The organism is Brevundimonas sp. TWP1-3, from assembly GCF_049896085.1.
GTDB lineage: Bacteria > Pseudomonadota > Alphaproteobacteria > Caulobacterales > Caulobacteraceae > Brevundimonas.
The window spans coordinates 1,599,592-1,615,829 of record NZ_JAFCTP010000001.1; the positions used below are offsets into that span (position 1 = coordinate 1,599,592).

16 protein-coding genes are annotated in these 16,238 nt (G+C 67.9%); 10 read left to right on the forward strand and 6 right to left on the reverse strand.

From position 1 onward, the window contains the following. Nucleotides 1-18 precede the first annotated feature (18 nt). From ACP693_RS07965 to lspA, 4 genes are all read right to left on the reverse strand, one after another. Entirely contained in the window at nt 19-1,278 is a 1,260-nt protein-coding gene (locus tag ACP693_RS07965; RefSeq protein ID WP_008261169.1) for a cytochrome P450, read from the reverse strand. Nucleotides 1,279-1,390: 112 nt separating this feature from the next. After that, nucleotides 1,391-1,825 (reverse strand): MerR family transcriptional regulator, encoded by a 435-nt coding sequence (locus ACP693_RS07970; protein ID WP_040349346.1) that lies wholly within the window; start codon nt 1,823-1,825, stop codon nt 1,391-1,393. Between the two features lie 48 nt (nt 1,826-1,873). Continuing rightward, nucleotides 1,874-2,221, reverse strand: coding sequence for an MAPEG family protein (locus tag ACP693_RS07975; RefSeq protein ID WP_153923203.1), 348 nt, complete (start codon nt 2,219-2,221; stop codon nt 1,874-1,876). Nucleotides 2,222-2,411: 190 nt separating this feature from the next. Continuing rightward, nucleotides 2,412-2,936: a signal peptidase II gene (gene lspA, locus ACP693_RS07980; protein ID WP_008258720.1), complete on the reverse strand. Its 525-nt coding sequence runs from the start codon at nt 2,934-2,936 to the stop codon at nt 2,412-2,414. 255 nt (nt 2,937-3,191) lie between these two features. On the opposite strand from lspA, the gene ACP693_RS07985 reads away from it, so the two are divergent. Further along, a complete protein-coding gene (locus ACP693_RS07985) occupies nt 3,192-3,623 on the forward strand; it encodes a hypothetical protein (RefSeq protein ID WP_008262257.1) in 432 nt (143 codons plus the stop codon). Nucleotides 3,624-3,846: 223 nt separating this feature from the next. Here ACP693_RS07985 and ACP693_RS07990 read toward each other — a convergent pair whose 3' ends face one another. Then, on the reverse strand, nt 3,847-4,182 hold the full coding sequence (locus ACP693_RS07990; RefSeq protein WP_156796407.1) for a hypothetical protein: 336 nt from the start codon (nt 4,180-4,182) through the stop codon (nt 3,847-3,849). A 141-nt stretch (nt 4,183-4,323) separates the two neighbouring features. Here ACP693_RS07990 and ACP693_RS07995 point away from each other — a divergent pair, with 141 nt between their 5' ends. The 9 genes from ACP693_RS07995 to ACP693_RS08035 all read left to right on the forward strand — a co-directional run bounded on the left by ACP693_RS07995 (nt 4,324) and on the right by ACP693_RS08035 (nt 15,592). After that, nucleotides 4,324-5,577 carry a TolC family protein gene (locus ACP693_RS07995; protein WP_040349348.1) on the forward strand — a complete coding sequence of 418 codons (1,254 nt, stop codon included), beginning with the start codon at nt 4,324-4,326 and terminating at the stop codon, nt 5,575-5,577. Then, nucleotides 5,577-6,785, forward strand: a complete 1,209-nt coding sequence (locus ACP693_RS08000; RefSeq protein ID WP_040349349.1) for an efflux RND transporter periplasmic adaptor subunit — start codon at nt 5,577-5,579, stop codon at nt 6,783-6,785. Before ACP693_RS07995 ends, ACP693_RS08000 begins: the two co-directional genes overlap by 1 nt. An 11-nt stretch (nt 6,786-6,796) precedes the next feature. Next, a complete protein-coding gene (locus ACP693_RS08005) occupies nt 6,797-10,018 on the forward strand; it encodes an efflux RND transporter permease subunit (RefSeq protein WP_008263211.1) in 3,222 nt (1,073 codons plus the stop codon). A gap of 38 nt (nt 10,019-10,056) precedes the next feature. After that, on the forward strand, nt 10,057-10,617 hold the full coding sequence (locus tag ACP693_RS08010) for a cation transporter (protein ID WP_426017650.1): 561 nt from the start codon (nt 10,057-10,059) through the stop codon (nt 10,615-10,617). Then, nucleotides 10,614-11,303, forward strand: coding sequence for a methyltransferase family protein (locus ACP693_RS08015; RefSeq protein ID WP_008264189.1), 690 nt, complete (start codon nt 10,614-10,616; stop codon nt 11,301-11,303). Before ACP693_RS08010 ends, ACP693_RS08015 begins: the two co-directional genes overlap by 4 nt. Before the next feature lie 150 nt (nt 11,304-11,453). Next, a complete protein-coding gene (locus ACP693_RS08020; RefSeq protein WP_088582519.1) occupies nt 11,454-13,520 on the forward strand; it encodes a heavy metal translocating P-type ATPase in 2,067 nt (688 codons plus the stop codon). After that, nucleotides 13,517-13,960, forward strand: a complete 444-nt coding sequence (gene copM, locus ACP693_RS08025) for a CopM family metallochaperone (protein ID WP_088582518.1) — start codon at nt 13,517-13,519, stop codon at nt 13,958-13,960. Before ACP693_RS08020 ends, copM begins: the two co-directional genes overlap by 4 nt. 3 nt (nt 13,961-13,963) lie before the next feature. After that, a complete protein-coding gene (locus ACP693_RS08030; protein WP_112863181.1) occupies nt 13,964-14,386 on the forward strand; it encodes a hypothetical protein in 423 nt (140 codons plus the stop codon). After that, entirely contained in the window at nt 14,387-15,592 is a 1,206-nt protein-coding gene (locus ACP693_RS08035; RefSeq protein WP_219354435.1) for an acyltransferase family protein, read from the forward strand. Between the two features lie 13 nt (nt 15,593-15,605). Here ACP693_RS08035 and ACP693_RS08040 read toward each other — a convergent pair whose 3' ends face one another. Continuing rightward, a complete protein-coding gene (locus tag ACP693_RS08040; protein ID WP_426019603.1) occupies nt 15,606-16,163 on the reverse strand; it encodes a Fur family transcriptional regulator in 558 nt (185 codons plus the stop codon). Nucleotides 16,164-16,238 lie beyond the last annotated feature (75 nt).

Sequence of the window (16,238 nt, forward strand, 5' to 3'; positions counted from 1 at the left end):
CAGCCCGAGGAAGCGGCATCAGGCGCCCCCCTCATTGAGGGCCGCGTCGCGCGTCTCCATTCGGAACCCGCTTCCGGGGAGGGCCGGCAGGCGGCGGAAGTCGATCTCCAGATCCTGATCCGGCAGCCGGTAGTTCAGGTCGGCGAGCAGGCCGACGGCGCGCTCCATCAGCTCCACGACGATCCCTTCGCCAGGGCAACGGTGACCGGTCGCCGCATCCCCACCGCCCTGGGGGATGAGACCGAACGGATCTCCGGAGCCGTCGCTGAACCGCTCCGGCCGGAACGCCTCGGGATCAGTCCAGTGTGCGGGATCGTGATTGGAGCCATAGAGGTCGAGGACCACCTGACGGCCCTCCGGGAAGACCAGGTCGCGCCAGCGAAACGGCGCGCGCACACGCCCGATCACTGCCGGGAAGAACGGATAGAAGCGTCGGACTTCCTGGACGAAGGCGCGGCGACGTCCGGCGTCGGCGTCGGCCAGACGGGCCGCATCCGGGTGAGCCTGCATCGCGTGCGCCACAAACACGATGTAGACCGAGGTCGCGACAGTCGGCCGCAATACATTGGCCAGTTCGACCGCCGCCGTGTGGATCGGCAACGGTTCGCCGTCCGCGGCGCGGGTCCAGGCCCAGGCGTGGGCGGCCGTGTCCGGATCCGGCGACAGACGGCCGGCGCGAATGTCTTCAATGATCGAGCCCAGCCAGGCGTCGACGCGGCGACGCGCGTGCCTCGACCACAGATGCCGGGGGCCCCGCGATCCCGCCGCGTCGAACAGCGCCCTCAGGTGACGGACCCGTTTCGCCTCTTCGTGCGGCTCGAGCGGCACGCCGGCCCAGGCGCAGACGGCCCGCGTTAGCACCGGCTGCAAGGCGTCATACAGCACGATGTCGTCCTCGCCGGCCCATTCGACGGCCGCGCGCCGCCACTCCGCTTCGAACAGTTCGCCCAGTCGCGCGACGCGGGCTGGCGACATCAGGGACATGAACACGCCCTTGCGGGCGCGGTGGGCCTCGCCGTCCAGCCCCTGGACGCCGCCCTCGCCGAGCAGCGTGCGGCGGACCGGCGCCGGCATGGCGCCCGCCCGCACGATGCGGGTCTCGTCATAGAAGATCCGCGCCGCCTCGCGGCCTCTCAGACAGGTCGTCTCCTTCAGCGCCAGGCGGGTCTCGACGACGTCGGCGCCGGCCTGCTCGAACAGGTGGGAAAGGCGCCGATAAGGGTCTGTCAGCAGGGCCAGGGTCTGGTCGCCGTGTCGCGAGGTCGGCCGATGCGTCATCGAAATCCTCCAGAAGGACGGGCGGTCCGCGACGGGAGCCGCCAATCGCCTCCAAACGTCGCGGTGGGCTAATGGCTCCGGGGTCTTTGCGCCTTCCGGATCTTCCACAGGGTCAAAGCGGCGCGGATGGATCGTGCAACGCCTCGATCACCTTGCAGGCGGAGACCCGGCCCCCGGCGCATTCCGTCGTCATCCGCGATAGTTCGCGCTGGAGGGCGCGGAGCCGGGCGATCTTCTGTTTCACATCGGCGAGATGACGTTCGGCCAGGGTGCTGGCCTCGGCGCAGGGCCGATCGGGGTGATCCGACAGATCAAGCAAGGAGCGGATCGAATCCAGATCGAAGCCCAGCTGGCGGGCATGCCGGATGAATGACAGGCGGCGCTCCGCCGCGTCGTCATACATGCGCCGGTCGCTGGCGGTGCGCGGCGGCGGCGGAAGCAAGCCGATTTCTTCATAGAAGCGGATGGTCGGAACCTTGACGCCCGTGGCGGCGGCCAGTTTGCCGATGGGGCGCAACCCGGACGAGGCGGGAGAGGGGAGGGGCATCGCGTCAGCTCGTAACGGCGGGTGAAAGGCATCTGGGGCGGGGAGGGATCATCGGCCCAGCCCCATCAGGACGACGGCGATGCCGAAGGCGGCAATCGTGGAGGCGCCGGTGAGCGCCATGCCGAAGGCCGGGGCCGCCGCGCCCTGCGCGTAACCCAGGGCGAAGAAACCCCGACCAACCAGATAAAGAGGGACCAACACCGGCAGCAGGATCATCTCCTCGCCGCGCAGCACGGTGGCGAGCACCAGGTGGGCGCTCACCGCCAGAACGGTCTGTTCAAGCGAGTTCTGTAGCACGGCGGCGGGTAGGGCGAGCCTGGCGCCGGGCGCCGCATCGGCGGACCCGGCCGGTCGGCGTCGGACCGGAACCGGATGCTGGCCACCACCCTCAAACACCCCGCGAGCCACAGGAAGACCGGGAGATTCGCCTGCAGGGCATAGGCCAGCCTATCGGCCGTCGCCATGTCGCGCGCCGCGCCGAGAAGGGGCGGGGAAAGCCGCAGCCAGGCGGAGGCCGCCGCTGAGGCGGTGATGAGAATCGCCGGCGCCGAGCGGACGGCGATCGCCCTCTGTTCGGCGGGAAGCCTCATCGCGCCGCCCGTCCCAGGGTCGAGGACGCCGCGCGGCTGTCCGAGCCCCGGACGGTGAGGAGGAGCAGCGCGACGCCGCAGACAATGGCCGCATCGGCGAGGTTGAAGGTCGGCCAGTGCGCCGCCCCCCAATGAAGATCGATAAAATCGGTGACCGCGCCAAAGCGTAGCCGGTCGACGAGGTTCCCGATCGCTCCACCGGCGATGAGGCCTGCGGCGGCCGCCGTCACGGCGCTGCGCGTGCGCCAGATCCACGCCAGCAGGGCGCCGATGATCAGGGAGGCCACGGCGCTCAGCGCCCAGCGGCCGACGGCGCCTGAGCCGGCGAACAGGCCGAAGGTGACGCCGGGGTTGAACCCGAGACGCAGCGCGAGAAACGGCGTGAGGTTGATCGGAGCGTCCAGCTGAGCGCGCGCCGCGGCCTTGGCGGCCTGATCCACGACGGCGATCAGCGCCGCGAGCGCGAAGGCGATCGTCTGCAGGCGGCCGGGAACGCGTCGCGTCGGGTGCATGGTGATCATGAAGCCTCCAATGGATTTCAACTGATTTTGGGCCCTCTAGTTACTAGAGGATCAAGCTGGTTTTATCTGACAGGCGTTTCTTTCATGGAAGCCATGCATTCTCGGCATGATCGTCTAGCCATTGGGAGATGCATGCTTCTCGCGAAAGGGTAATCCGATGACTGAACCCCCTCTCGTCCTGTGCACTTCCTCGCCCGGCTGCAGTTGCGGCGTGGCCTCCAGGTTCGACAGCGCCACCCCGCCTACCGGCGCATCATGATCGCGGTGATCGCCGTCAACTGCGCCGCCTTTATGGCCATAGCCAGCGGCGTGTCCCTGCAAGGCTCGGCGCCCCCTGGGCGCCAATGTGCTCAACTTCCTGGCCGACGCGCCACCTACGGCATCAGCCTGGCCGTGATCGGACGTTCGGTCGCCGTGCAGTCCGGGGCGGCCAATGGCCAAGGCGCCAGCCTCGTTGCGTTGGTGCTGTTATTCCTCAGCTACGCGATCTCGCGAGCCACCTCCGGGGCGCCGTCCCGTGGCATCACCGGACTGGGCCCTCTGGGCTTCTTCGCCAACGCCCTGGCCGGCTTACTGCTGGTAAGCCACTGCGCAGGCGACGCCAACGTCCGCTCGCTCTGGCTATGCGCGCGCAACGACCTTACCCAGAGCCTGGCGTCGCGGCGACCGGCGGAGCGGTCTGGCTGACCGGTTCACGATGGCCCGACCTGATAGCGGGAGCGCTACTCAGGTGAAGATTGCGCATTCTGCAATCTCGATCCACCTGCAGACGCAGCGAAAGAATCGGACGCGATCAGCGTGCGCTCGCTTAAAGATCGCTCGACGTTGCTGAATAGGTCGAGATGGCCGACGACGCGCCACTCTCGGCCTTGCATGTCGACTTTCCCTCTCCCTCACCGCGGATTGGTGGTCACTCGAAACAGTCGCAGCCCCCGAACACTGTAACAGATTGCTTGATCGCCCGAATGAAAGTATCCACCACGCGATGGCGTGGCCAATTGCGACATGGGCAAGACTGATACTGGCGGTGACCCTGGTCTCCGCCGTGTTTTTCGTCGCCCCGATCGCTGACGCCGCGACCTGCGTCCCGGAGACGGCATCGGCTCACGCCATGGTCGTTGAAGATGCGGGCGATGGCGACCAGGTCGACCTTGGCGCTGGGCACGGAGTCTGCACCCACGGCCACTGCCACCACAACGGAACTGCCCGTGCGGATGTCGCCGACCACATCGCGATGCAGATCCACGCGCGGCCTGTTCACGCCTTCCCCTCGAGTGATTTTCCGTCGTCGATCTCTCCCGACGGCCTGAAGCGCCCTCCCAGAGTCTGACCGGACGTCTGCGCCGCCGTGCGCGCGAACTCGTGTCAAATTTCTGGAAGATGAATCATGCCTCCCTCATATCGCAGGCCGCCGCGTTTCGCGGTCGGCTGCGCGTTGGCCGCATTCGCGGCCGTGCTGGCCAGTCCCGCTTGGGCTGACCCCGCGCCGTCCTTCGCCGAGCTGCTCGCCCAGCTGGGTCAAACCCCGGCCACCCTTGAAGCCGGCGCCCTGTCGGACGCCGCCGAAGCACGTGTCCGCCAGGCCCGTGCGAGGCCTAATCCGACGATCGCTCTCGACGCCGAGAACGCTTTCGGCACGGGGCCCTTCTCGGGCTACGCCAATGCCGAAACCACCTTGTCGATCAGCCAGGACCTCGAGCTGTGGGGACGTCGGACCGCGCGGGTCAATGTCGCCCGCGCGGAAGCCGGAACCGCGGCGCTGCAGCGGGATCTCGCCATCATCGACGCCGCCGGAAGGCTCGCTCAGGTCTATGCCGATGCGGAAGCCGCCCAAAGGCGGGCTGCTCTCGCGGAGGAAAGCCTCACCCTGACCATCGCCGATGCGAGGGCCGCCCTTGTTCTTGTCGAGGAAGGCCGTGAGCCGCTGCTGCGCGGCATCCAGGGGGAAAGCGAAGCGGCTGCGGCGCGTGCCTCTCGCGATGAAGCCGTCGCGGAGCGCGACGCGGCCTTCGCGCGGCTGACCGCAGTCGCCATGCTGGCGGCTCCGGTCACGACGATCGACACCAGCCTGCTGGACCTCGCACCTGCCGCGACCTTCGCTCCCCCGGCGGAGGCGCCGGCCGTTCGCGTCGCCGAGGCTCAGCGCGCGGCCGCCGAACGCAGGATCGATGTGGAGCGGATCCGCTCGCGCCCGGACATCAACGCCAGCGTTGGTGTCCGTCGCTACGAGATGGAAGACGCGACGGCGCTGACTTTCGGCGTCAGCATGCCGCTGCCCCTGTTCGACCGCAACCGCGGGAACATCGACGCGGCGCAGGCCGACTTCCGGGCTGCGGATGCGCGGCTCCTGGGCGCCCGCCAGGAGGCCCAGGCCGATCGCGCCGCAGCGCGGGCGCGCCTCGCCGCCTCCGTGAGCCGGGTCTCCGCCGCCGATGCAGGGGTGGCGTCTGCCGAGGAGGCCTACCGTCTGTCGCGGATCGGATCCGAAGCGGGGCGCATCTCTCAACTCGAGCTGCGGGTCACCCGTGCAGCCCTGATCTCTGCCCGAACTTCGGCCGTCGATGCGCGCCTTGCACGCGTCCAGGCCGAGATTGAACTTGCGCGCCAGGACGGCCGCGCCCCCTTCCAAGGAGCCCAATGATGCGCAAGCGCACATCCAACAAGACGTTGCTGATCGGCGGCGCCGCCGCCGTCGTTCTGCTTGGCGGAGGCGGGCTGTTCCTGCTCACGCGCGGGCCGGACGCCGCTCCAGCCGCCGCCGAGGGTGAGGCGGGTCACGCTGAAGAAGAGGGCGCTCATGCCGAGGGCGAAGCCGGCCACGAAGGCGAGGCCGAAGCGCCGGAAGGCTTCGTCGCTCTGAGCGCGGCCCAGGCCCAGGCCGCCAACCTGATCGTGGTCGGCGTCGGTCGGGGAGGGGGCGCCGAAACCCGGCTCTCCGGGCGGGTCGAGCCCATGGTCGACGCGCGCGCCGCTGTGGCGGCGTCCGTCGGCGGGCGGGTCGAGCGGGTTCTCGTAGCTCCGGGCCAGTCGGTCCGGATCGGTCAGCCCCTGGCGAGCGTCGTCAGCGGTGAAGCGGCGACGTTCCGCGCGGACGCAGACGCGGCGGCCGCCGAAACTGAAGTGGCGCGCCAGGCTTATCAACGCAACCGCAATCTGGCGGACCAGGGCGTTGTCGCCCGACAGGAGGTCGAGGCGTCCCGCGCGCAACTGCTCAGCGCCGAAGCCGGCGCCCGCGCGGCTCGCGCGCGGTCCAGCGCGGCGGGCTCGCCCAACGCTTCGGGCCGCCTCAGCGTCACCAGCCCCATCACCGGAGTCGTGACCAGCGTCCAGGTCGGACCGGGCGGCTTCGTCGCCCCTGGCGGCGTTGTCGCCGAGGTCACCAACCCGGCCAGGGTTGAGCTCGTCTTCAACGCGCCGCCTGCTTTGGCCGCCAATGTAAGGGCCGGGGCGCCTCTGCGGGTCAGCAGCCCCAGCGGCGACTTCGACGCCATCGTCACCGGCGTTGCCGCAGGCGCGGGCGGCGAAAGCGGCGCCACGGTCATTCGGGCCCGGCCGACGGGCTCTGTCCTCCCGCCGGCCGGTTCCGCCGTCACGGGGGCGATCGTGACGGGCGAGACGACCGGCGGTCTCACCGTGCCGACCGAGTCCGTCCAGACCGTCGACGGCAACACCGTCGTCTTCGTTCAGGTCCCGAACGGCTTCCAGGCCCGTCCGGTGCTCGCCGGTCGTCAGGCCGGGGGGCGGACTGAAATCCTGCGTGGCCTCACCGGGGCTGAACGGGTCGCCGGCACGAACGCCTTCCTCCTCAAAGCCGAGCTCGCCAAGGGCGAGGCCGAGCACGGTCACTAGGGGCGCACCGCATGTTCAAATTCATCATCGAACTCTCGGTCAAATTCCGATGGTTCGTGGTTCTCGCCACGGCGCTTGTCGCGGCCTACGGACTCCTCGAGCTGACACGGCTTCCCATCGACGCCGTGCCGGATATCACCAATCGCCAGGTCCAGGTGACCACGGTCGCTCCGGCGCTCGCGCCTGAACAGATCGAACGACAGGTCACCTACCCGATTGAAACCGCCATGGCCGGCATTCCCGGCCTGACCACGACCCGATCCCTCAGCCGAAACGGCTTCAGCCAGGTCACGGTCATCTTTACCGACCAGACCGACATCTATTTCGCGCGCCAGCAGGTCGCCGAACGGCTCGCGGGCGCCCGGGAGGCCATGCCTGACGGGGTGGAGCCGACCATGGCCCCGATCACCACGGGCCTCGGTGAAGTGCTGATGTGGACGATCGACTACAAGCCATTCAACAGTCAGAACCTCGCCAAGCCTGGCGAGCCGGGCTGGCAGGCGGGCGGAGCCTATCTGACGCCCGAAGGCGATCTGCTTTCGACCCCGCAGCAGCGCGCCACCTATCTGCGCACCGTGCAGGACTGGATCGTCGCGCCGCAAATGCGGACCGCCCCCGGTCTCGCCGGCGTCGACACCGTCGGCGGCTATGTGAAGGAGTATGCGGTCCGTCCGGACGCGGCGCGCCTTTCCGCCTACGGCCTGGGCATGGGCGACCTTATCCAGGCCCTCGATCGCGCCAACACTCAGGCCGGCGCAGGCTATATCCAGCGCGCTGGCGAAGCTCTGACGGTCCGCACCGACGCCTTGGCCTCCACCGTGGAAGATCTGGCTCAGGCGCCGGTCGTCAACCGGAACGGCCTGATCGTGCGGGTCGCCGATGTCGCCACGGTCGAGATCGGCCAGGCTCCGCGCCTGGGCGGCGCCAGCCGTGACGGCCACGAGGCCGTGCTCGGAACGGCGCTGATGATCGCGGGCGGCAACAGCCGCACCGTGGCCCAGGCGGCCGGGGAGCGACTCGATGAGGTTCGCAAGACTCTGCCCGCAGGGATCGAGGCGGTGACGGTCCTTGACCGTAGCGCCCTGGTCAACTCGACCATCTCGACCGTGGCCCGCAACCTCACCGAGGGCGCCCTTCTGGTCATCGTCGTGCTGTTCCTGCTGCTCGGAAACATTCGTGCGGCCAGCATCACGGCCTTGATGATCCCGATCAGCTTCCTGTTCGCCGTCATCGGCATGAATAGGTTTGGCATCAGTGGAAACCTGATGAGCTTGGGCGCGCTGGACTTCGGCCTTCTGGTCGATGGGGCGGTCATCGTCGTCGAAAGCACCCTGCTGATGCTATCGCAGCGGCGGATCGATCTGGGACGGGCCCTGACCCGTCGGGAACGCCTCGATGTCGCCGTGGCCGCAGCTCGCAAGATGGTCAAGCCGGCCGCCTTCGGTCAGCTGATTATCCTGCTGGTCTTCACGCCCCTGCTGATGCTTGAGGGGGTGGAGGGCAAGACCTTCGTCCCCATGGGGGCGACGGTGATGCTGGCCTTGGTCGGGGCCTTCATCTTCTCCTTCACCTTCGTTCCGGCCATGACGGCCCTGCTGGTGCGGGATCCCAAGAAGGTCGAGACCGACGAACACGGCCACGCCCACGAACACGAAACCTTCCTGCTCCGCCACGCGCGGCGTTGGATCCAGCCGGCCATCCGCGCCGCCGTCGATCGTCCGAAGATCGTCCTGATCTCGGCGCTCGGCGCGGTCGTCGTCGGTGGTCTGGCCTTTTCGTCCCTCGGGCGGGAGTTCATCCCTACCCTGGACGAAGGCGACATCGCCATGCAGGCGCTGCGTGTTCCCTCGGCGTCGCTGGAACAGTCGCTCGCCATGCAGATGGCGTTGGAACGGGTCATCACCGCCCAGCCGGAAGTCGAGACCATGTTCTCCAGGACCGGCACCGCCGAGGCGGCCGTCGACCCGATGCCGCCCAACATTTCGGACAGCGTCATCGTTCTGAAGGACCGCAAGGACTGGCCGGATTCAGGTCTCGAGAAGGAAGCCTTGCTCGAGCGGTTCGAAGAGCTCGCCAACCAACAGATCGGGAATAATTTCGAGTTCAGCCAACCCATCGAGCTCCGCTTCAACGAACTCATTTCCGGGGTCCGGACCGACCTCGCGGTCATGGTCTACGGCGATGACTTCGACACCATGCAGCGGGTCGCTGATGAGGTGGCCGGCGTACTGCGGCAGACCACCGGCTCCGCCGACGTTCGCGTCGAACAAGCGTCGGGCTTGCCGACGCTCACGGTCAGCGTCGATCGGTTCGCGGCGGCCAGCTACGGCCTGTCCGCAGCCGACGTTTCTGAAGCGGTCTCGGCCGCCATCGGCGGCGCGGAGGCCGGCCGGATTTTCGAGGGCGACCGTCGCTTCGACGTCGTCGTCCGTCTTCCGGACGATGCGCGCAACGATCCGGCGGCGCTCGCGGCCCTGCCGATCGTCTCTTCGACAGGCGTAACCGTGCCGCTGTCTTCGGTAGCCCGTATCCAAAGCGCCGAGGGGCCGAACCAGATCAGCCGCAACGACGGTAGCCGACGGATGGTGGTCCAGGCCAACGTTCGCGGCCGGGATCTGGGCGGCTTCGTCACCGACGCACAAACCAAGGTGGACCAAATCCAGCTCCCGCCGGGCGTCCGCCTGACCTGGGGCGGTCAGTTCGAGAACCTCAAACGGGCCGAACAACGGCTGGGCCTGGTTATTCCGATCGTCTTCGTCCTGATCGGTGTGCTGCTGTTTATGGCTCTGGGGTCGTTCTCCGAGGCTGGGCTGGTCTTCGCCTGCGTGCCCTTGGCCTTGATCGGCGGCGCCTTGGCGCTTCTCATGCGAGGGATGCCGTTCTCGGTGTCTGCGGCCGTTGGCTTCATCGCCGTCTCGGGTGTGGCGACCCTGAACGGACTTGTTTTGATGCAGGCCATTCGCGAGCGATTGCAGGCGGGGCTCGCGCCCCGGGACGCGGCGATCGAAGGGGCGTCCAGCCGATTGCGTGCGGTGTTGACGACAGCCTTGGTCGCCATTGTCGGCTTCATCCCGATGGCGCTCGCCCACGGCGCGGGGGCCGAGGTTCAGAAGCCTCTGGCGACGGTCGTCATCGGCGGCCTTCTGACCGCGACGGCCCTGACCCTGCTGGTCCTGCCGACCTTCGCGGCCAAGGCGGTGCGTCATCGCAAGGACGAGGGGGTTGAGGATTGATTGCTCGCACTCAGGATGACCGTCAGCAGCGACGCACGTTGCTGACGGTTCTCGCGCTCAACGCGGGCCTGGCATTAGCGCTCGGGATCGGCGGCTTGTCCGCCGATTCCAGCGCTCTGCTGGCCAATGCAGTGGACAACGCCTCGGACGCTGCTGTCTATCTGATCAGCTTTCTCGCGATCGGTCGGCCTGGTTCGTGGAAGCGGGGGGCGGCGCGCCTCTCGGGCGTCATGCTCCTTATCTTCGGCGCTGGCGTCCTTCTGGACGCGGGTCGTCGATTCCTCATCGGGACCGAACCGATCGGCCCGACCATGATGGGACTCTCGGTCGTCGCAGCGATCATCAACCTGATCTGCCTGCAGTTGATCCGCCGTCAGCACAGCGGCGACGTCAACATGAAGGCTGCCGAGACGTTCAGCTTTAACGACTTCGCCTCCAACGGGGGAATCCTCGTCGCCGGGGCCCTGGTGCTCTGGCTCGGCCAGGCGTGGCCGGACCTCGTCGTCGGCGTCCTCGTGGCCGCCATCGCGTTGAAGGGCGGCGTGGATATCCTGCGCGATGCGGCTAAGGATCATCCGGCTGAGGGGGAGGGGCAATGATGCCGCTCGAGCCCTCCGACAGCGTCTCCAAGCCCGCAAGCCCCGCTTTGTCCGGCTCCTCGCCCCCTGATGACGCCTGTCGATCAGCGGTCGATATCCAATCCGTTCAACGATGGCGCAAGGCGGGCATTCTCGTCGGGGGCCTGCTTCTTGTCGTCTGCGCGGCGCTCGTCACATCCTGGCCCTTGCTCGAACATCCTGTCGAGCATCTGGGCCTGATCGCCATCATGGTTTGCATCATCGGTCGGGCTTGGTGTTCCCTTTACATCGGTGGCCGCAAGAAACAGGAGATCATATCCGCAGGACCGTATTCGGTCAGCCGCAATCCGCTGTACGTCTTCAGCTTCATCGGCGCGTTTGGCATCGGCGCCCAGTCCGGCAGCCTTAGCGTCGGTTTGGTCTTCGGATTAGCCTGCTGGGTGGTGTTTCGCATCGTGGTCGGCCGCGAAGAACGCTTCCTCTCCGACGCCTTTGGACACGACTACCAAGCTTACCGTGAGCGCACCCCTCGGTTCCTGCCCAAGCTCTCCCTATGGCGCGACGAGGCGGAAATCATGATCCGGCCGGTATTCTTCGTCCGCACGGTGCGCGACGGCTTCGTCTTTCTCCTAGCGCTTCCGCTTTTCGAAGCGATTGAGCAGCTCCAGCGGCTCGGGGGCTTTAATGCCGTCGTGCCCGTGCCCTGAGGTCGGGAGAACCGGGATGACCACCTGCGAGCGGATCGCGCTGGAACCCGCTGGCCCGGCGCGCCTTCGCCCGTGTCGCTATCCCGCCCCCTCGATCGCGGCGGTCGCCGCAAGCAGCCGCGATTCCCAACCCGCAACGGGACCCTATTTATGACCAGCACAACACTGCCGGACCATCTCCACACCAAGTCCGAGGAGCACGATCACGGTGGCGTTCTAGGCTCCAATACGGAGCTGATCTTCGCCCTGACAAGTGGCCTTGCTCTGGGCCTTGGATTCGCCCTCGAGAAACTCGCAACGGGCCTTCCCGCTTGGATTCCCCTCGCCCTCTTCCTGATCGCCTACATCTTCGGCGGCTTTTTTACGGTGCGAGAAGCGTTCGAGAACCTCCGCCAGAAGCGCTTCGAGATCGATACCTTGATGCTCGTCGCAGCCGCAGGTGCGGCGGCGCTCGGGGCCTGGGCCGAAGGCGCTCTCCTGCTGTTTCTGTTCAGCATCGGCCACGCGCTCGAACACTACGCCATGGGCCGCGCCAAACGCGCGATCGAGGCCCTGGCCGAGCTTGCCCCCCGGACAGCCCATGTGCGACGCGACGGGCAGGTCGTCGAATTGCCTGTCGAAGATTTGGTCGTCGGCGACACCGTGGTGGTGCGTCCAAACGAACGACTGCCCGCTGATGGCTTTGTCGTGGTCGGCACCACAAGCATCAACCAAGCCCCCGTGACCGGCGAAAGCATGCCTGTCGACAAGCAGCCCGTCGCGGACCCCGAGGCGGCGCGGGCGAGACCGGCCCAGGTCGGATCGCCGTCTCTCGTCTTCGCGGGCACCATCAATGGCTCAGGCGCCATCGAGATTGAGACGACCCGCACATCGAGCGACACCACCCTGGCCAAGGTGGTTCGGATGGTGAGTGAGGCCGAGACGCAGAAGTCGCCGACCCAGCGCTTCACGGACAGGTTCGAACGCATCTTCGTGCCTGTGGTGCTGGCGCTCGCCTTTGTCCTGCTGTTCGCCTGGGTCGTCGTCGATGAGCCGTTCCGCGACAGCTTCTATCGCGCCATGGCCGTGCTGGTCGCCGCGAGTCCTTGCGCGCTCGCCATCGCCACCCCGAGCGCCGTCCTCTCGGGCGTCGCCCGTGCGGCGCGCGCCGGTGTCCTGATCAAGGGCGGCGCGCCGTTGGAGAACCTCGGCTCGCTCAACGCCATCGCCTTCGACAAGACCGGCACCCTGACCGAGGGACGGCCGCGGATCACCGACGTCATGACGGTGCGCGGGACGAAGGAGGGCGATCTTCTGGCGGTCGCTGTGGCGGTCGAACGGCTCAGCGACCACCCGTTGGCGGAGGCCATCGCGCGCGACGGTGGCGCACGCTTGCGCGATACGATCATCCCGGCCGCGATCGACCTCAAGAGCCTGACGGGCAAGGGCGTGACCGCCCAGCTGCACGGCGAGACGATCTGGATAGGGAAGCCGGAGATGTTCGGCGTCGACGGCGTAGCGCCGCTCGGCGACGAAACAACCTCTGTCGTCGCTCAGTTGCGACTGCAGGGGCGAACCCTGATGGTGGTGCGACGCGGCACGCGCGATCTCGGTGTCATTGGGCTTCTTGATACGCCTCGCCCAGCAGCGCGGCCGACGCTGACCGCTCTTCGCGCCCTCGGCATCGGGCGAATGATCATGATCTCGGGCGATCACCAGAAGGCCGCACAGGCGATCGCCGGACAGGTCGGCCTGACAGAGGCTTGGGGCGACCTCATGCCCGAGGACAAGGTCGACGCCATCAAACGCCTTCGCGCTGACGGCAAGATTGCCATGGTCGGCGACGGGGTGAACGACGCCCCGGCCATGGCCACGGCGACCGTCGGTATCGCGATGGGCGCGGCTGGCTCCGATGTTGCGCTTGAGACCGCCGACGTCGCCTTGATGTCCGACGACCTGTCGCAGCTGCCCTTCACCGTCGGTCTCAGCCGACAGACGCGGCGCATCATTCTCCAGAATCTCTACGTCAGTCTCGGAATCGTCGCCTTCCTTGTGCCGGCGACGATCCTCGGCCTTGGCATCGGCCCTGCCGTGGCGCTCCACGAGGGGTCGACCCTGCTGGTGGTGTTCAACGCTCTGCGCCTGCTCGGCTACCGCGACCGAACGGCGCCCATCCTTCCCAGTGCAATCCCGGCCGCCCCCGTGGCCCCGCCGGCTCTCTCGAGGACATCGTCATGAAGCGTTTCGGATGGATTTCCGTCATCGCCGTCTTTCTCGCCCTGTCGGTCTTCGCCTTCGGGATGATCTCGCGGCAAACCCGCGAGGTCCCTGCGGCGCCGTCGGCGGCTGACTCTCGCCCGAGCGACACCGAGGCAAGCCACGCTGGCGAGACCACGGACAGCCCATCGACTCGCGCCTATCGCGAGGCCAGCGCGAAGATGCACCAGGCCATGAGCATCAACTACACGGGCGACGCCGACATCGACTTCCTGCGCGGAATGATCGCCCACCACGAGGGTGCGCTCGCAATGGCCAAGGTCGCCGTCGAGCATGGCGAAGCCCGCGACGTGCGTAATCTGGCCGATGAGATCATTGCGGCCCAGGAATCCGAAATTGTCCGGATGAGAATCCTTCTTGCGCGCCATGAGGACACGCCCGCGCCCAACGCAAGGCCCTGACGCATGGCCGGCAAACGCTTCACCGTGCGCGGCCGGAGCATTCGTTGGCGGGAAGGCCGCTATCGCCAACGAGGTAGGCGGCGGCTCCAGGCGCGCCCGCTGAAGCCACGGCCCGTGCTCGATACGCTCGTCGCCATCGGGGTCAGCCTGTTCGCAGGAGGCCTGGTCTTCTGCATGGCCCTTCTGCTGCTGGGCGCACACAAGGTGCCGCTGCATTTTGGTTACGGGGCCATTCTGGGCGGCGTGATCGGCTGCTCGTTTGTGTTTGGACCCCGCGATAGGCCCGGACTGATGGTCGTCGGAGGCTTGGTCGTCGTTTGGGTTTTGGGAACGGCCGTCCTCTACGCTTCGCGAGACCAGATCGTCCTGCGTCCACATGAGCACCGCAGCGCCGCCGCCAAGTCTGCGCCACGGAAGGCTGACTGAATGCCCGAAGCCGCGCTGACCGAGCCATCGCCTCGCCCCGTCCGGATCGCGCGCGGCGGCTGGCTGGACGCGCTGCGTTTTATCGTAGGGGCGCTGATCATCCTCTACCATTTCCGCGAGGCCGCGCCTGTGCCTCTCGGACAACTGCATCCAGTCTTCGAGCGCGGCTATCTGCTCACCGACTTCTTCATCATCGACTCCGGCTATGTCCTGGCCCGCATCTACGGTGATCGCCTCGCGTCCGGACAGGCCTCGCTGCGCGCCTATGCGCGCCAGCGCCTGCTGCGGGTCATTCCGGCCCACCTGGCGGTCAGCCTCGTCCTGGTGCTGCTCGTCGGCGGCGCCGCCCTGGCCGGGATCGCGCCCAGCAATCCGCGCTGGTTCGACTGGTCGCAACTGCCCGCGCAGGTGCTACTGGTCCAGGCCTATGGCGTGCCGGGCGGGCAGGGGTGGAACGCCCCGACCTGGACCCTCTCGGCCCTGATCGGCTGCTATCTCCTGCTGCCCTGGATCTGCCGCGCCCTGTGGCGCTGGCCGCCGGTCGCAATGGTGATCGGCGCGACGCTCCTCGTCGTCGCCGCCGATATCGCCGCCTCGCTGTGGCTCGGCGATCCGATCTACCGCCTGCCGATGCGCTACGGCATCCTGCGCGCCCTGCCGCTCTTCCTGCTCGGAGTCGCGGCGGCCTTCTACGGTTCGCGGGTCTGTGTCGCGCCGCACCGGGCCAGGGCGATCGGCCTCGCCGCCGCCTTCGCGCTCGTGGGGCTGCAGGCCTTCGGCGCCTTCAGCCTGGTGTCGCTCGGCCTGATGACCGTGATCATCTGGGCCGCCGGCGCCGTGCCGGTGCGCAGTCCTTCACGGCTGATCGAGCATCTGGCCCTAATGTCGTTCTCGATGTTCCTCACGAATGAGGTGAGCCGCATCGTCTGGTTCGGCCTGCTCGACGCCCTTGGACAGGAGGCGTGGTCGTCCGGCGTTCGCTGGGTCCTGTGGGCGATCGGCTTGGTCGGGGCGTTCGTGGCCGCCGCCGTGTTTCGCTACGGCTTCGACCGACCGGTCCAGACCTGGCTTAGTCCGTCCCGACGGGGGGGGGCGACCCGAATGTCGGCCGCCGCCACCAAACAGGCCATGGAATGGGCCGCGGGCCCCGGCGTCGCCGCGGCCGGGCGCCCGGGCCAGGCCGCCATCGACCCGCCCCGGGCTTGATCAGGGGCGCGGCTCAGTGCTTGTGGGCCCGGACCCCCGCGGCCGCCTCCGGCTCTGTCTGGGGGGCCGGATCCCGGGCCGCGCCGGGGCGCTGCGGGCGGCAGGCCGGACACAGACCCTGGCCTTCGAGCATGATCCGTTCGATCTCGTAGCCCGCCGCTGTCGCGGCCGCGCCCAGCGACGCCATGCCGGACGAAGGAATCTGGCGACAGAAGCCGCAACAGTCGCACAGAAGAAAAACCGCAGGCGAACCGAGGCGTTTGGGATCGCAGGCCACATAGGCCTTAAGGCTGGAAAGACGATGAACCAGACCGCGGGTCTCGAGGAACTGCAGCGCCCGATAGACGGTCGCCGGCGTCGCGACGCGGGCCTCCCGGTGATACGTCGCCACGAGATCATAGGCCTTGGCCGGAGCGCCCGCGACGTGCAGGAGCTCCAGCACCCTGCGCCGGGGGCGCGTCAGCTTGTCCCCGGCGGCGGCGACGCTGGCGGCGGCTGCGTCCAGGGCGCGTTCCACCTGTGCGGCCGTCGGCGGCGCGGTCTCCCGGTCATGCGGACAAGGCGAGGTCATCAAGGGGCTGGGCTCGCCTCCGGGGTTCGTCGGACGGCGCCCTCCACTCCAACCGAACGGCGCGCTCATTTTTTA

Bases quoted from the DNA above. Each gene is read 5' to 3' on its own strand.
- lspA (WP_008258720.1), bottom strand. From the start codon at position 2,936: ATGATCACCATGCACCCGACGCGACGCGTTCCCGGCCGCCTGCAGACG.
- copM (WP_088582518.1), top strand. From the start codon at position 13,517: ATGAAGCGTTTCGGATGGATTTCCGTCATCGCCGTCTTTCTCGCCCTG.
- ACP693_RS08035 (WP_219354435.1), top strand. From the start codon at position 14,387: ATGCCCGAAGCCGCGCTGACCGAGCCATCGCCTCGCCCCGTCCGGATC.
- ACP693_RS08015 (WP_008264189.1), top strand. From the start codon at position 10,614: ATGATGCCGCTCGAGCCCTCCGACAGCGTCTCCAAGCCCGCAAGCCCC.
- ACP693_RS08040 (WP_426019603.1), bottom strand. From the start codon at position 16,163: ATGACCTCGCCTTGTCCGCATGACCGGGAGACCGCGCCGCCGACGGCC.
- ACP693_RS08030 (WP_112863181.1), top strand. From the start codon at position 13,964: ATGGCCGGCAAACGCTTCACCGTGCGCGGCCGGAGCATTCGTTGGCGG.
- ACP693_RS08005 (WP_008263211.1), top strand. From the start codon at position 6,797: ATGTTCAAATTCATCATCGAACTCTCGGTCAAATTCCGATGGTTCGTG.
- ACP693_RS07985 (WP_008262257.1), top strand. From the start codon at position 3,192: ATGATCGCGGTGATCGCCGTCAACTGCGCCGCCTTTATGGCCATAGCC.
- ACP693_RS08000 (WP_040349349.1), top strand. From the start codon at position 5,577: ATGCGCAAGCGCACATCCAACAAGACGTTGCTGATCGGCGGCGCCGCC.
- ACP693_RS07995 (WP_040349348.1), top strand. From the start codon at position 4,324: ATGCCTCCCTCATATCGCAGGCCGCCGCGTTTCGCGGTCGGCTGCGCG.
- ACP693_RS07965 (WP_008261169.1), bottom strand. From the start codon at position 1,278: ATGACGCATCGGCCGACCTCGCGACACGGCGACCAGACCCTGGCCCTG.
- ACP693_RS08020 (WP_088582519.1), top strand. From the start codon at position 11,454: ATGACCAGCACAACACTGCCGGACCATCTCCACACCAAGTCCGAGGAG.
- ACP693_RS07970 (WP_040349346.1), bottom strand. From the start codon at position 1,825: ATGCCCCTCCCCTCTCCCGCCTCGTCCGGGTTGCGCCCCATCGGCAAA.